Origin of the sequence: Anaerolentibacter hominis, from assembly GCF_032380675.1 — a bacterium.
GTDB classification, from domain to species: Bacteria; Bacillota; Clostridia; order Lachnospirales; family Lachnospiraceae; genus Anaerolentibacter; species Anaerolentibacter hominis.
This window is the reverse complement of record NZ_JAWDIX010000001.1, coordinates 335376-351628: the sequence shown is the minus strand read 5'-3', so window position 1 is coordinate 351628 and position 16253 is coordinate 335376. Positions and strand designations below refer to the sequence as shown.

Annotated in this window: 12 protein-coding genes; 2 read left to right on the top strand and 10 right to left on the bottom strand. The window is 49.0% G+C overall.

Translation table 11 applies throughout. From position 1 onward, the window contains the following. Window positions 1-171 precede the first annotated feature (171 nt). The 3 genes from ABCW47_RS01485 to ABCW47_RS01475 form a co-directional block, all read right to left on the bottom strand. Window positions 172-1476, bottom strand: a complete 1305-nt coding sequence (locus ABCW47_RS01485; RefSeq protein WP_343208093.1) for a HAMP domain-containing sensor histidine kinase — start codon at window positions 1474-1476, stop codon at window positions 172-174. Continuing rightward, entirely contained in the window at window positions 1473-2147 is a 675-nt protein-coding gene (locus ABCW47_RS01480) for a response regulator transcription factor (RefSeq protein WP_343208092.1), read from the bottom strand. The genes ABCW47_RS01485 and ABCW47_RS01480 overlap by 4 nt, the downstream gene beginning before the upstream one ends. Before the next feature lie 61 nt (window positions 2148-2208). Continuing rightward, window positions 2209-6132 carry an efflux RND transporter permease subunit gene (locus ABCW47_RS01475; RefSeq protein WP_343208091.1) on the bottom strand — a complete coding sequence of 1308 codons (3924 nt, stop codon included), beginning with the start codon at window positions 6130-6132 and terminating at the stop codon, window positions 2209-2211. Between the two features lie 448 nt (window positions 6133-6580). Between ABCW47_RS01475 and ABCW47_RS01470 the strand changes: the two genes are divergently transcribed. Beyond that, complete coding sequence (locus tag ABCW47_RS01470) at window positions 6581-6958, top strand: hypothetical protein (RefSeq protein WP_343208090.1); 378 nt, start codon at window positions 6581-6583, stop codon at window positions 6956-6958. 72 nt (window positions 6959-7030) lie between these two features. Here the strand turns inward: ABCW47_RS01470 and ABCW47_RS01465 are convergent, their stop codons facing one another. The 4 genes from ABCW47_RS01465 to ABCW47_RS01450 form a co-directional block, all read right to left on the bottom strand. Continuing rightward, complete coding sequence (locus tag ABCW47_RS01465) at window positions 7031-7984, bottom strand: 6-phosphogluconolactonase (protein ID WP_343208089.1); 954 nt, start codon at window positions 7982-7984, stop codon at window positions 7031-7033. A gap of 17 nt (window positions 7985-8001) precedes the next feature. After that, window positions 8002-9009, bottom strand: coding sequence for a sugar ABC transporter substrate-binding protein (locus ABCW47_RS01460; protein ID WP_343208088.1), 1008 nt, complete (start codon window positions 9007-9009; stop codon window positions 8002-8004). Between the two features lie 78 nt (window positions 9010-9087). Further along, window positions 9088-10047 carry an ABC transporter permease gene (locus ABCW47_RS01455; protein ID WP_343208087.1) on the bottom strand — a complete coding sequence of 320 codons (960 nt, stop codon included), beginning with the start codon at window positions 10045-10047 and terminating at the stop codon, window positions 9088-9090. Next, entirely contained in the window at window positions 10028-11611 is a 1584-nt protein-coding gene (locus ABCW47_RS01450) for a sugar ABC transporter ATP-binding protein (RefSeq protein ID WP_343208086.1), read from the bottom strand. The genes ABCW47_RS01455 and ABCW47_RS01450 overlap by 20 nt, the downstream gene beginning before the upstream one ends. A 313-nt stretch (window positions 11612-11924) precedes the next feature. On the opposite strand from ABCW47_RS01450, the gene ABCW47_RS01445 reads away from it, so the two are divergent. Continuing rightward, entirely contained in the window at window positions 11925-13133 is a 1209-nt protein-coding gene (locus ABCW47_RS01445; protein WP_343208085.1) for an ROK family transcriptional regulator, read from the top strand. 184 nt (window positions 13134-13317) lie between these two features. Here the strand turns inward: ABCW47_RS01445 and ABCW47_RS01440 are convergent, their stop codons facing one another. The 3 genes from ABCW47_RS01440 to ABCW47_RS01430 form a co-directional block, all read right to left on the bottom strand. Further along, complete coding sequence (locus ABCW47_RS01440) at window positions 13318-13947, bottom strand: hypothetical protein (RefSeq protein ID WP_343208084.1); 630 nt, start codon at window positions 13945-13947, stop codon at window positions 13318-13320. Next, on the bottom strand, window positions 13895-15145 hold the full coding sequence (locus ABCW47_RS01435; RefSeq protein ID WP_343208083.1) for an ABC transporter permease: 1251 nt from the start codon (window positions 15143-15145) through the stop codon (window positions 13895-13897). The genes ABCW47_RS01440 and ABCW47_RS01435 overlap by 53 nt, the downstream gene beginning before the upstream one ends. Window positions 15146-15297: 152 nt before the next feature. Continuing rightward, on the bottom strand, window positions 15298-16203 hold the full coding sequence (locus ABCW47_RS01430; protein WP_343209567.1) for an ABC transporter ATP-binding protein: 906 nt from the start codon (window positions 16201-16203) through the stop codon (window positions 15298-15300). Window positions 16204-16253: the final 50 nt, after the last annotated feature.

Genomic DNA, 16253 nt, shown 5'->3' with positions numbered 1-16253 from the left:
AAGTATAAAGGATCGAACCGGAAATTTCAAGGGCAATTTTGCAGAACAAAGCGGGCAAACCCACATCAATTCCCCGTGCACATCAAAGCTTTTTGTTATGTAAAGAACGTTATTTCCTATATCACAAAAAAGGGACAGAATCAGACTGACTCCGCCCCGGATCTACTATCTCTACGGCAGTTCCACGATAAAACGGCTTCCTCTGCCGGGCTCGCTTTCTGCCAGAATCTGGCCGCCGCTCAGATCAACGATTCGTTTGGCGATCGAAAGCCCCAGCCCGATACCACCGTCCGTTCCTGCCTGGTCTTTCTGATAAAAACGGTCAAAAATATGTTTTCTGGTATTTTCATCCATACCGCAGCCATGGTCCTCCACGATAATCCGCGCTCCGCCGCCGTGATGTTCCAAGAAAATCCTTATTATGCTTTTCTCCGGAGAAAACTTGATCGCATTTCCGATAATATTGATCCACACCTGCATCAGGCTCTCGCTTTTCCCAGTATATTCCACCGATTCCAGTTCCACTTCGAACGTTATTTTCTTTCTGGACCACTGCCGTTCCAGGATCACAATCGTCTTTCTCAGCTGTTCATCCAGATAAAAACTTTCACTTTTCTCGATCCGCTCCATATTCTCCAGACGGGATAAATTCAGGATATTCGTGGCCAGCTCCGAGAGGCGGTTGGATTCATCCAGAATAATCCCCAGATATTCCTGTTTATCCTCCTCCGGGATGCCGCCATTTTGGAGAATAGTGGCAAAACCCTTGATTGCGGATATCGGAGTCTTAAACTCATGGGACATGCTGTCCAGAAAATCCTTCTGCATATATTCCGTCTGTTTCAGCTCGCTCGCCATATGGTTAAACCGCCTGGTCAGGCGGGCCATCTCGTCCTGCCCGTCATTCTCGATGTATACGTCGAAGTCGCCTTCCGCAATCTTATTTGCCGCAACCGCCAGCTCCGCCACCGGTTTTGTCACCTTCCGCACGGTAAAAATAATCGCCAGGGCACAGGCGCCAAAACTTACCGTCAGGCTCCAGAATACCGCCTTCATCCCGCTTTCAATCATCATAATATAACTTTCGGTGGGATAAATTGCATACTGGCTGCCTGTTTTTGCCGCTATCACCCAGTTCTTGCTCCGTCCGCTCAGAGAGATCAGTCTCCCGGTCCGGTTTAATTCCTCTTTCTGTTCCAGGGTCAGATTCAGGCCGTCCAGTTCTTCTTCTGTCATAAAATGAATCCGGTACCCCAGTTTTCCCAGCTGTTCCATTTCCAGGCGGGACAAATTCATCGACTGCAGGTTGTCAATCGCGGCTGTAAACCGCTCTTCCAGAGAATGCACCAGCCAGCGGGAACCCAGCGGAAGAAAAATGCAGAAAACAATCACGTCAATAATCAAAACCGCCAGGCACATGGGAAGGATCAGTTTTCCCTTGATTGAATTTTTAAACTGCCACATCGCTTTTTTCACCGGTAGACCTCCGCTTTGTAGCCCACACCCCGGACAGTGACAATGGAAAACTCCGGAACGTCCTGGAATTTATCCCGCAGTCTGCTGATATGGACATTCACCGTCTGCTCTTCACTTTCGATATCATAACCCCAGATTTCGTCCATCAGCTGCATTCTGGTAAAGATTTTTCCAGGGTAAGACAATAGCTTTGCCAGCAGCAGAAATTCTTTCTGAGGCAATACCACTGCCCTGTTCTCCCGGGTAACCGTCAGCGTATCTTCATCCAGCGTCACCGCCCCGATGGTCAGCCGGTTTTCATTTACAATATTGGACCGGCGCAGCAGAGCACGGATACGCATCAGCATTTCTTCCAGATCTATGGGTTTTACCATATAATCATCCGTACCGATGCGAAATCCCTTTATGATATCCTCCCTGGAATCTTTGGCTGTCATAATCAGGATCGGAAGCGTATAGTGATTCTCCCGCAGCTGGCTGATCAGTTCAAAGCCGTCCATCTCCGGCATCATAATATCGCATACCGCCAGATCCACCATCACATGCTCAAATATTTCCAGCGCCTCTTTTCCATTGCGGGCACAGAAGGTTTCAAAGCCATTCTGTTTCAGATAAACCTGAACCATTTTTCTCAGATGGTCGTTATCCTCAATAATCAGTATTTTAATCATATCAATACCATACCTTTTCCCGTTCCGGGGCGCTCCCAAAGCGGGAATACTTGTATTTATACTACAGCTCCTGGAGTTCCTCTGTACGAACCGGCTTCTCTCTGTGGAACAGGTCGTAAATACAGGGCACTACAAAGAGGGTCAGCAGGGTTCCATAGAGCAGGCCTCCGATTGTGACAACCGCCATCGGCTGTGTCATATCGGCTCCCATACCAAAACCGGCCGCCATAGTGGACAGGCCCAGTATTGTGGTAAGCGCTGTCATGACGATCGGACGCAGCCGCGTTTTTCCGGCCTCCACGATAGCTTCCGCCTTGCTCATACCGTCTCTGCGAAGCTGATTGATATAATCCACCAGCACAATTCCGTTATTCACAATAATACCGGAGAGCATAACAAATCCGATCATGGCAACCACACTCACCTCGCTGCCGGTAAAGAAAAGTCCGAATAATCCGCCCGTAAAGGCCAGAGGAATGGTAAACATAATGATAAACGGTGAGAGCAGGGACTGGAACTGGGCAACCATGATCAGGTACATGAAGGCCAGCGCAAGGGCAAGCATCTTAAATACCTGTACCATGGCATCATTGATCGTGGTATCTTCACCCGCCATCTCGGCCGTATAGCCTTCCGGCAGATCATACTCCCTGATGGCTTTCTCCACCTCACTGCCTACAAGTCCGACATTGTATCCCTTGTCAATGGATGCTGTTACGGTAATGTACCGGGACTGATTGTCTCTTTTGATGGAGTTCATGCTGGCTGTATCCACAAAATCCACGATGTCGGCAAGCTCGATTTCTTCTTTTTCCCCGTCTGCATTTGTGACCGGAATCGTCATCTCTCTGATATCCTTCCGGGTCATCTTCTCTACTTCACTGTCACTTATGATAACATCATAATCTGTGACATCGGTTGCTATTGTTGTCGCTTTGGTCTCCTCGGCAAGTTTGGCATTGATCAGCTGGAATACCTGGGCGACCGTCAAATTATACGCACTGGCTTTCTCCTTATCTACAACCACCCGCAGTTCGTCCGTCGTCTCGTCAATGCCGTCCGATACCCCGGCCGTTCCTTTGACTTCTCCGACTTTAACCGCCAAATCCTTAGCGATCATCTGAAGTTTATCCAGGTCTCTTCCTTTTATCTGTATTGCCAGACCCTTGCTGCCCAGAGCGCTCATATCCATCATCTGGGTATTTGTCTTAATATCGCAGTTCAGATCTCCGGTCCTGTTTTCAATCTCTTCCACCAGTTCGTTATTAGTCAGCGTTTTATCTTCACTCAATATCAGATACATCGTCACACTGCTGCCGGAGCCGGAACCCATACCCATCATTCCGCCTCCGCCGGCCATTGCTCCGATCGCTTCAATATCGGACAGGTCAGATAGCCGTTCTATGACCGTATCGGACATTGCACCCAGTTCCTGCAGGTCAGCATCTTCCATGGATACCGTAACGGTGACCTGCGTACTCTCCATCTCCGGCATCATGGATGTTCCCCTGGACACTGCGCAGAAAGCGCTCACCGCCAGCAGGATAAGAGAACCCAGAATAACAATAACCTTATGCCGCAGCGCCAGGGCAATCATCCTCCCGACAAACTCTTTGACACGGTCCATTGCCCCGGATTTTCTGACCTTTTCTTTTGTCAGCATACCTGCCGCCATTGCAGGTACCAGGGTCATCGCCACAATCAGGCTGGCAAGCAGAGAATAGGCAATGGTCAGGCCCATATCCACAAACAGCTGTCTGGTCAGGCCTGTGGTAAATACGATCGGCAGAAATACAGATACCGTCGTGAGCGTAGATGCCATAATGGCGCCTCCCACCTGGGACGCCCCTTCGATCGCTGCCTTCTTAATCGGTACTCCATCATTTCTCATACGGTAGATATTCTCAATCACCACAATCGAGTTGTCCACCAGCATGCCCACGCCCAGGGCCAGGCCGGAAAGCGAAATAATATTCAGCGTCACACCGCTGAAATACATCAGTACAACAGCAGACAGCAGACTGATCGGTATAGAGCAGGCGATAATCAGGGTCGGCTTAATATCCCTCAGGAACAGGAATAAAATAAGAATCGCCAGGATTCCGCCGAAGACCAGGTTCTGCAGTACGGAGTTAACTACCATATCAATATAGATGCCCTGATCCATAAGGACTGTAATATGGAGGGAATCATCTTTTTCCATCAGCTCCTGAATTTTATCATTCACCCTCTCGGAGACATCCCCCGTGGAATAACCGGTCTGTTTCTCCATCGTCAGAATCAGGCCGGGGTTGCCATTTATTTTGGCATACACTTCATCCGCGTTGTCTGTCATCAGCACATCCGCCACATCCGAGACACGGATCGGTTCCATATCTTCGATTCCCATGCTGACCGGGTCCAGAAGGACCAGATCAGCCAGATCCTTCTCGTCCGCCAGCTTATTCCCCACACGGACCATAATATCCACGTTATCTTCTGTTACAGTACCTGCGGGCATAGAAAAGTTCTGTGCGCTCAGAATTCCTTTCACCATATCCGTGGTTATAATATTGTCAAGAGACATCTGATCATAGGCATCTTCTTTGCTTTTCTCTAATTCATCCTTGGCCGAATCCAGTTCTTTTTGCCCGGTCGCAAGCTGCTGATCGGCCAAATCCAGCTTTGCCAGGCCGGTACTGATCTGGATGGAGGTCAATGCTCCATTTTTACTCAGTTCAGCCAGAGCCGACGCCACATCGCTCTTACCGCTCTCAATCTTTTCCCTGGCCTCTTTGATAGCCTTTTTCCCTTTTGTGATGGAAGCCTTTGCCGTATTCAGAGAAGTCATCTGTTCTTCTACAATATCTGACGCGCTGCGGCTGTCTCCGGCCTCCGCCAGCCCTGCTTCAATTAATTTCGTCTTGACAGAAGCGTCAATATTCTCCAGTGCTGCAATCTGACCTTCCAGAACGGTCTTCTGCTCTTCCAGAGCCTGCTTCTGGGCCAGCAGTTCCGGTGTTGACTGCCCTGCAGCAATTAACTGATCGATTCCCGCAAGGGCATTCTCAATACCCGCCATCCCTTCTTTGGCCATTCGCAGCTGTTCAGGAGCAGCCGCAAGAGCCTCGGCAATCGGCGTCAGCTGTTCCAGGGCTGAATCAACCTGTTCTTCCTGGGCTTTTAATTCTGCCTCCTGCTTATCCAGCGTAAGCTCACCTTTCACAACCTCCATCTGGGAGCTTTCCAGCTGTGTCTGACCCTTTGCTATCTCATCAAATGCTTTCTTTTTACCGTCTTCCAGCTCTTTCCGACCATTTGTAAGTTCCTTTTTGCCGTCCTCTATCTCCTGGTCCGCTTCGTCTATCTTTTCCTGGGCTTCTGCAAATTTCTTATCCAGCCCTTTCTTCAGCTGATCATTCATCTCGTCTATTTTTTCCTGACGGATAATGACCTGGATGTTCTCGTCTATATTTCCGGAAGCGGAGACAGATGCCACGCCCTCTATACTCTCCAGTTCCTGGGAAAGGTCATTCTCCACCAGCCGGGTGAGCTCTGCCCTGGACATGCCGTCCGCATCCACGGCGGCCACCATAATCGGCAGCATATCCGGGTTCAGCTTCATAATAATCGGACTGCCGACAGCATCATCCCAGAACCCCTCGATCTGATCCAGACTCTCCCGCATCTCCAGAGACACGGAATCCATATTCGTGCTCTGTGCGAATTCCAGAATCACCAGGGAGTAATTCTCATTGGAAACAGAGCTGATCTCCTGAATATTGCTGACCGTCGCCATAGAGGATTCAATCGGCTTCGTGACCTGTTCCTCTACTTCTTCCGGGCTGGCGCCGGGATAGGTTGTCATGACTACCGCATAGGGCAGATTCATGCTGGGCAGCAGGTCTGTAGTCATATTGGTAAATGACACAAACCCCAGAATCAATATCAGTACCACCGCCACCACGACGGTATAGGGTTTTTTAACGCTAAAACGAGATAACATAGAATGATGTCCTCCTAAAACTGTGTTTGTCTTCTTATTTTCTCTGAATTATCTTGCGGCGGGCAAACGCACACCCCAAAATGCACATATTGCGTAGTTTAAATCGGAAACATTAACTAAACGTTAACTGCGGTCCTGTATCCGGTCCGTTTCAAGTACGCCTCGGCGTGCTTGCTGCGAGCCGCAATCTGTTTTAAAGTATAACCCTTTTTATATGGCACGAACAGGCCTTTCCCGCTTATCATGATACGATATTCCGGTATATATATAAACCGGTCAATTACCGGCACGAATGACGGCTGCGAATTGATTGTATATGGTTAATTATTTCACAAATTAACTGATCATTGTCTATTTTTTATCATTTATTGTATTCTTTTATGGGCTCTGTTATCATGAAATCAGATAGCAATATATAATTTTCATATCAGGAAAAGGAGGGAATTGTATGGCAGAAAAAAAAGAGCCCTTATTATTGCTGGACAACAGCACAATGTATGTGATTGGTGCGGGGACCTACCGCTCTACGAACCTGTCGTTTGAAGAAGCAAAGGCCATTATAGAAATGTACGATGAGACGGATATCGTGCGCTGCTTTGCAGATATCGAACTGGAGCGGGTTATCCATGATTATCTGGGCATAGAGCGAAAAGATTTTGCCTACAAACGGTTCCGCCGGATGCACGTGGGGCAGGACGCGATTGTATTCAAGCTTTATATCACTCCTTCCGAGACACAGCCGGTTATTGATACGGATGACGGAGTCCAGGCCAAAAAGATTCAGAATATCTATGTCTACTGTCAGTATATTACAAGAGAGACCTGATTCAGGATAAAGCTCAAAACACAGCAAAAGCGCCTGCCGGCGCTTTTGCTGTGTTTTGACAGATTTTATTACTCAGTGAGGATTTACTTCCTGCACACTCCCTGCCAGTTCTTCCAGGAAAAAGAGTTTTCCCGGTATTGTGGGAATAAAGCTGGAAGTAATCCACGGATCAGGCCCGTAACGAAGGGTCAGCCAGAGAGAAAAACCCTGCCAGCTCATGCCCCTGCCCAGTATTCCGTCACAGCCGCCTATGGCATAGTCAGACCGGAACATCAGACCCGGCCCGATTGTGTTGGCGTAACAGGTAATGGGCAGGTAATTTCCATGGAAGGTCAGATAGGCATTCTGCTCCACGGTAAGAGGGTGGAGCATTGCCCCTACCCGGTGAGTCGCCGAAAGCCATTCTTCGGTGCAAGAATAGTCTTTCGCAAAATGCGGGTCCCAGAAGGCGATATGACACGCCCTGCCAACTCCGTATACCATAGCCTGGTAAGCGCCCTTTTTCTTCAGTTCATCCATTTGCTCCTTGTAAAGGGGCAGCTCCTCTCTGGTGGCAAAGTGTCTTTGATTTACCGGGATTCCCCGGCTGCCCAGAGGGCCGTAAAAAGCCTTCAGCATAGCATGCTGAAACGTCACCGGATTATCGGCAGGAAGCGTATTTCCGTCGGCATCGGCCCATTCATCCATGTTAAAACCATGTACATGATCACAGGGCACCCCCCATTCCTTCAGAAAATAGACGGTCCAGCGGTACATGGCCATCGGGCCCACCGGCAGAATCAGAATCAGTTCCCGTCCCTCTTCCCGGGCTTTGCGGATCGTCATGGCAATCTCATGTCCAAAATATACCGCAAAATCTTCCAGTGTTTTCACCGGAACCGGCTTGAAATTCCCGTTCCAGAAAGGCTGTGCTTCACATATGGATGCCGGATCGGCATCCATGCAGCGTTTGACTTCATTCAGATCCCAGCCCTCCGGGTACAGCTGTTCAAACAGTGATCCCCTTATTGTACTCTTCATATCCATGTTATTGTCCCCTTCCCTTATTCCATGTTTCCGGCCGCTTTATGTATATCCAGCCACTTATCCACGTTGTCGGAAGTAATCAGTTCTGTCTCTACTTCCACATCCTTCTGCTCACCGCCGCCTAGAGTCTGTTTTACCATATCGAGAGCCGCTTTGGCCTGGGCCGGTGCATCCTGGGCTACAGAACAGGTCGTCACCCCGTCTTTTACCGCAGTACATCCCTCCGGCAGCCCGTCCACGCCGCCCAGGAAACTGAATTCGTCCCTTCTGCCTGCCGCATCGATCGCGTTTACCGCCCCCAGCAGCATAATATCATCATGGGACAGAACTCCGTCGATATGGGGATACAGAACCAGCCAGTCCTCCATATAATTCATCGCTTTATCCCTGGCCCAGTTCGCATTTGCTTTCACCAGAACCTCGATATCGCCCCGCTCTGACAGAGCCTTTTCAATGCCTTCCGTTCTTCCGATTACCGCCGACTGGCCTGCCTGGCCTTCAATGAGAACCACCTTGGCGTCCGGCGGCAGCTTTTCCGCCGCACAGCTGCCCAGCAGATAGCCCATACTGTACTCGCTGGATGTAATAGAGGTACTCTGTCCATCGTCTACTTTCTCAGACAGGGTAATTACAATAATCCCCTTGTCGTAGGCCGCGCTTATCGTAGTCTTGATCGCCTCCTTATCATCCGGCTGAACCAGGATCGCATTTACTCCCTTGGCTGTAAAGGTTTCAATGGCATTGATAATTTTGGCATTGTCCCCCTCTCCGTCAATCATTTCAATATCAAATACATCCGCATAGTCCTTCTGACAGGTATTCATGATTTCATTGGCCTGCCAGGCGGTAAACTGATCGGTCTGATTCTTTGCCACGAGACCGATACTGAATTTTCCTCCCTCCTCTGTCTGTTGTTGTTTTCCGTTCCCGTCTCCGGCCGGTTCATCTGTCTTCGCGCATCCGCTTAACGAGAAGAGCAGGGTAAAAATCAACAGAACCGCCAGCATACTTTTTCTCTGTTTCATTGTAACTCCTCCATTCTTTTTGGTATGTATTTCAGGCTTCCTATATCAACATTTTCCGGCAGCTCTGCCCGAAAATGCTTATTTTGCCGGTTTTCTGGACATGTCGATAATCACGGCAATCATAATGACAATTCCTTTGACAATCGACTGCCAATAAGACTGTACGCTCAGCAGATTCAGCATATTATTTAACAGCGCGATAATTGCAGAGCCCACGATTGTACCCGATATGGTTCCGATGCCTCCTGAAAAGGAGGTCCCTCCGATAATTGCAGCAATAATCGCGTCAAATTCATAGCTCATGCCCGCAGAGGGGATTCCGCTGTTTAACCGGGAACAGAGAATAACTCCGCCCAGTCCCGCCAGACCGCATTCAATCATGTATGCCTTCAGCTTTATCCTCTTCGTGTTAATACCCGACGCGATAGCCGCTTCCTCATTGCCCCCTACCGCGTACAGGTATCTTCCGAATTTTGTCCGATTCAATATTATAAAACTGAGCAGGATAACAAGTATCATAAAAACGATCGGGGCAGGAACCGACAGAATGCTTCCCTGCCCGAACCAGGCAAACGATCCGATATTGTAAATCGTCTTGCCGTCCGTATAGACATAGGCCGCACCCCTGCAGATATTCATGACTGCCAGTGTGGCAATAAACGGCGGAACCCGGAACTGGGAAACCGCAATGCCGCTTACAATACCTGCGGCAACGCCGATGGCGATTCCTACCAGCAGGCCCAGCAGCGGGCTTCCGGTCCTTATGCTGACTCCGATGCCCACACATCCGGAAATAGCCAGAATAGCCCCCGGCGCCAGGTCAGTCATACCCGCGATAATAACCATCGTCTCACCGCAGGCGATGATTGTCACCACACTCATCTGCCGGAGAACATTGACCAGATTGGCAAAATTCAGGAAGGAATCCGAAATCAGCGCCGATATTAAAAACATCGCAAGGAATATAAAATAAATCGCGTATTTTCCCAGAAAGGCGCCCCAATTAAATTTGTGCAGTTCATTTGCTTTTGTACCCATCTTCTACTCCCCTTCCTTGTTGCGTCCGCTGACCGTCTTCTCTGCCGCCGGTCGCCAGCCACATGATATTTTCCTGGGTCATCTTTTCACCTTCCACTTCCCCCGCAATCCTTCCCTCATGCATAACATAGATCCGGTCCGCCATACCGATAAGTTCAGGAAGATCGGAGGATATCATAATAATGGAAATTCCCTGTGCCGCAAGACGGCACATAATCCGGTAAATCTCATATTTTGCGCCTACATCAATTCCCCTGGTCGGTTCATCCAGGATAAATACCTTCGGATCGGCCAGAAGCCATTTAGCCAGCACGACTTTCTGCTGATTGCCGCCGGACAGTGAGGCTGCGGGCGCCTCCAGCGACGATGCCTTTACACTGAGCAGCTCTGCCATCCGTACGCCTTCCGCTTTCTCTTTTTTCCGGTTTACGAAGGGAGAGGATGAAAATCTTCCATAGTTGGGCAGAGAGATGTTCTCTCTGATGCTCAGTTTCGTCACCAGTCCGTATCTTCTCCTGTCCTCCGAAACCATCATAATTCCAAGGTCAACCGCGTCTCTGGGGCGTTTGATCACAACCTGCCTGCCCTCCAGCACAAGTTCCCCCTGCCGCACAGGGTCCATTCCGAAGACAGCTCTTGCCACTTCCGTCCGTCCGGCTCCCACCAGACCTGCAAAGCCCAGAATTTCTCCTTTCCGGACATAAAAGCTCACATCCGTTACCCTTTCGTTGCTCATCCCCTTTATCTCCAGCATAACCCCGCCCACCGGACAGGCCTCTTTGGGATATGAATTCTCGATGCTGCGTCCTACCATTGCCGTAATAATGCTGTTTCTGGTCCAGTCCCGAACCGGTCTTGTCTCAATGACCCGTCCGTCCCGCATCACGGTCAGCACATCCCCGATCGCCTCAATTTCCTCCAGACGGTGGGAAATATAGATAATCGTAGTACCCTTTTCTTTCAGCTCCCGGATCTTTTCAAACAGTTTCTTAACATCTTCCCCGCTTAAGGAAGAGGTGGGTTCATCCATGATAATAATCTTGGACTGGAAGAAAACCGTTTTGATAATCTCGATCATCTGCTGTTCTCCAACCGACATTTCTTTCATCTTCATGGAGGGTGAGAAATTCAGTTCCTGCTCCCTCATAAACTCATCGGCCATACGATACAGGCTTTTTTTGTCCACGAGTCCCAGACGGCCGGTCGGTTCCTTGCCCAGGAAAATATTTTCCGCGATTGACAGCTCTCCCACAATGTTCAGCTCCTGATGAATCATTCCGATGCCAAGCGTCTTTGCCTGTTGTGAGCTTTTAATCTCCACCTCCTTGCCCTCCAGCAGGATCTTCCCTTCATCCGCGTGATAAATTCCGTCCAGTATTTTCATTAAAGTCGATTTGCCCGCCCCGTTTTCGCCCACCAGAACGTGAACGGTCCCTTTTCGTACAGCCAGAGAAATATCATCCAATGCCTTTACTCCCGGAAACCTCTTGGTTATATGCTGAAATTCCAAAATTGCACTTTCCCTGTTCGTTTCTTTTTCCATCGACTCATCTCCATTTCTCATTTAATCAACCCGCTTTACCATCTAAATCATAATATTCTTCCGAATTAATTAATCCAATGATTTAATTAATTAAATTATAGAAGGTGCTTATTTATTTGTCAATACCCCTATGAATTTTCATAATTGTTGTATTTATATGCTTATTTCACGCTTTTGAATTAATAAACTCAATTAATTAACTATCTCTCCATGGAGCATATAAGGTTGAATCATCTATCATTATTCTTGTAAGAATCAGGAGAATGTGCTATACTTTATCAAATCATTTTAGCAAATAACCAGTGATCGGTTCTGGTAAGCAGGAGGCTGTCCTATGAATGCGCGAATTGGACATGGAGTGAATCAAAGTGACATACAAAAAATGAATATGGCTCTGGTTATTAATTCTTTGAGGAAGCACCAGGCCGATACGAGAATTGATCTTTCCAGAATTACCGGTCTCACCCAGACCACCATTTCCAATCTGGTGAATGTCCTCCTGGAGCAGGGACTGGTATACGAATATCCCAAAGAATCCGGCAGAGTCGGCCGCCGTTCCATCGGTTTATCCCTAAACATGGAGCGTTACCATATTATTCAGGTAAGGATCACAAACAGCGGTTTTTCTGCAGGCCGTTATAATATGGAAAATAAACTCTACGAAAGCTACAGTGAGGATATTGACCCCGCTCTGCCCCCCATGGATACGATGGCCAGAATGCTGGATGCAATCGGACGGTTAATCAAAATTGCGGATCATCCCCCGGTTCTGGGAATCGGCATCTCTCTGCCAGGGCCCTATAATTCCTCCGGCGAGTATCTTGGAGTTATCACCGAGCTCCCGGGCTGGGAGGCGATCCGTATCAGAACTATAATATATGAAGCGTTTCATCTGCCTACTTACGCTCAGAATGACGCCAACATCGGCGCTCTTTCGGAGTGGTGGATGGACCCGGAAATCCAGGATGGACAGACCCTAGTCTACGTCACAACGTCCAAAGGAATAGGAGCCGGTGTGGTATCCGACGGGCGTCTTCTGAACGGTTCCCAGGGTCTGGCGGGCGAAATCGGCCACACAACTGTATGCATCGACGGCGAACCGTGCAAATGCGGCAACCGTGGATGTCTGGAACTGTATGCATCCACCGATGCACTGTTAAAGCAGGTGCACAGCCAGGCCGGAGAATATAGGGCCACCTCTCTGACTCCCGATTCCACACTGAAAGAATTTTTTCAGCAATTGAAAATGGGTGACCCCCTTGCCTGTACGGTTTTCGACAGCACGATCCGGTATCTGGCAGTAGGCGTCGTCAACATTATTTATACCTACAACCCGGATTTCATTATTTTCGGCGACGAGATGGTCACATTTGGGGGCGGGGAACGGCTGCTCGGCATTGTCAAAAAATATGTCAGCGAGCATGTCCATCCGGAGATTTACGATCATCTCACGATACGGCTCTCTACATCCAAGACCGATCCGTCCCTTCTGGGTGCCGGCATACTGGTTATGAACGATATAAGCAATATTCTGTTTTCATGATGAACAAAGAATCCCGCAAGCGGGATTCTCCGCCTGCGGCGGGTTGCTCTGGCAACACAATTCCTTTCCGCCGCAGTGCGATCCCCCGGAGGATTTTTTCTTACATAGGAAAGTTTGGAGAACTTTCCTATGTAAAAGAGAGGACCGCCGGAATGGCGGTCCTCTCTTTTTGTGCTGGTATCCTCTATCGGATACGCATCTGTATTCGTTTTATCCCAAACAGCAGAAACAGCAGTACAATACCGGCCGCGGCCAGCCACAGCTTTTCTTCCGTGCTTCCCATCTGCATGGAAAACAAATAAAACTTCCCCATAGCTCTGCTGGAATAGTTGATCAAATAATAGACCAGCGGAACCATATAGCCGATGGCAATATTTCCGCTCAGTCCACAGGCAAAAGCGCCAAGAGATCCTAAAAAAAATGCGGTTGCGGCGGTACCCAGAAAATGCTCCAATGTGACCTGGCTTCCGAAGGCCTTCATCACCGCTGTAAAGCATCCTGTGAACAAAAATACCGTACCAGCTGAATATCCCAGTCTGAGCTTGCATACAAGAAGATGGTCAATCCATTTGGATTCCGCCAGGTCTTTTACATTGACTTTCTGTTCGGGATAAAAAACAGTGGTCATCATCAGTATTCCGCACAGGGATACCATAAGTTCCAGAGGCATTGCCGCTTCTCTTGTGTCCAGTTCCGTAATGCCGAAGAGAAACGGTATAAAAAGAAGCAGCAGCACCCCCATAATGAGAGAAGGCAGAAAGTTACGCCTGAAGTTTATTTTTATGATGTCGAAATACATTTCCCATCTGTCCAAATCCTCTCAGGCCTCCCTTCCTCTTCTTTTCATAAATAAATATAGCGGCGGCCAGAAGCACCAGGGCCAACCCTGCATAGAAGCATCGGTTCTGTACCAGCTGCTGAAAGTTTTCTTTATAAAACCAGGTATTCGTCAGACTGTTATGCCTTGGAATCAGACTGGTCCAATCATATCCTCCGCTGATCGTCCGTATCCCCCAGTTGATATCCAGAAACCACCAGATGCTGATGGCAGCAATTCCAATCGGAGTATCGGTAAGCTCGGTCAAAAACATTCCCACCGAAACCGATATCATGACGGAAGGCAGCACCCATCCCAGAGGATATTTCAGAAATGCCAGATAATCCAGTTCCCGGCCTGAATAAGCCGTTGCCACCTGGCCCATACGGATTGCAGACAGCAGCAGAACAACCGCCATAAATGCCGCGACTATAGCCAGATACCTGGTGATGATGATTCGTGCCGAGGAAGTTCTTCGGACATAAATCAAATCTCTGGTGCCGGACCATTTATCCTTCAGGCACAAAGCCACTGCCGCAAACGCGGGTAAAAGCACACAGATAATCCCCAGGTAATCGCAGAAAAGTCTTGCATATCCTCCCGTAATGCGGTCCTCAGTGACGAAACCTTCATATGTTTTCACCGCATCCTCATACGTGGCGGGAATCTGTCCGAAATCACCTTGCCGGTATATTTCTCCATAAGAAGAACCGCCTCCGATCAGTTCATCCGCCTGCTCCATCAATTCGCAAAACCGGTCGTAGGCAAGGCCCTCCTTTAACGAATAGATATCTTCTGTCTCCTGTTTATCTCCGTCTTTTGGCATCCGGTCCGTCTCCGGCATCTGGTCCGTCTCCGGCATCTGGTCCGTCTCCGGCATCTGGATGGAAAAGGCTCCGCCGCTGCCCTCCTCATCGGAAAGAATCATATCCGAACCGTCAATTGTTATCTGTCCATTGCCGGCGGGCTGGCCATCCACGGACGTTTCCGTTTCTGCCATATCCATCCATTCGGCTGCCGCAGTCTGCGTCAGCTGCCCAAGAATGTCCGCCATCCTGAGCCGTTTTTCCTCTTTTAATCGGACATGTCTTATAAATCCAATCGGATATGCCGTGTAATCATTCTCCAGAAACTCGCCGGCCAGTGACCGTACTGCACGGGGCATAATAAGCTCCGGTACATCTGCCGTTTTCATCCCGTAATTTCCGCCCGGAACAGGCTTTTCCGCCTTGGTTATATCCACGGGGGTAAAGGCCTGACTCCAGATAAAAATACAGATTGCGGAGACCGAAAGAAGGAATATTAAGCTCTTTACTGTCTTGCTCCATTCTTTTCCAAAGAGGGCTTTCATTTCACTTCACCCCCAGTCATACCGCCGGACGGGCCGGAAGAAGCCAGGCAGTACATATAGGCGTCTTCCACATTGGGGATACACGCTGCTGCCCCCGGCAAGCCAGGCCGATCCGACAAAAACCGGACACTGCACATTTCTCCTTTTCTTACCATACCGGTAACGATATACTCTGTCCTGATTTTGTCCGCCTCAGCTGTCACGACTTCGGTCCTGTATATTTTCCCTTCCACTTTTTGCTTTAGCTTCTCCACGGTCCCGTCATAAAGCAGATGCCCTTCGTTCAGAATGGCTATTTTATCACAGGCCGCCTCAATATCACCAACAATATGGGTGGAAAGCAGGACAATCCTCTCCTTTGCCACCTCACAGAGCAGATTCCGGAATCGGATTCTTTCTTCCGGGTCCAGTCCGGCGGTAGGTTCATCCACGATTAATACTTTTGGATCATTGAGCAGTGCCTGGGCAATTCCCAGTCTCTGTCTCATCCCTCCGGACAGAGATTTCACTTTTTTTCGCCGTTCATTCTGAAGGTTCACCCGTTCCAGCAGTTCGTCCGTTCTCTTCCTCCGGCAGCTCCGGCTAAGCCCGGATAATACGCCCAGATAGTCCATTGCTTCCTCCGCCCTCATGGAAGGATAGACATTGAAGTCCTGGGGCAGATAGCCGATAATCCGGCGGACTTCCCCGGAATGTTCAATCGGCACGCCGCAGACAGTTATTTTCCCTTCCTGCTTATTCAGGAGAGAAGCAAGCAGCTTCATCAGCGTACTCTTCCCGGCGCCGTTTCGGCCCAACAGCCCGAACATTCCTTTTTCTATCGTCAAATTTAAATCATACAGCACCTGTTTTTTCCCATAATATTTACTTACGTGCTGAATTATAATGCGATCCTCCTCCATTGCAGTACCACCATCCTCTCTGCGGCCGGCTTTCTTCCGGCTCACAAGAT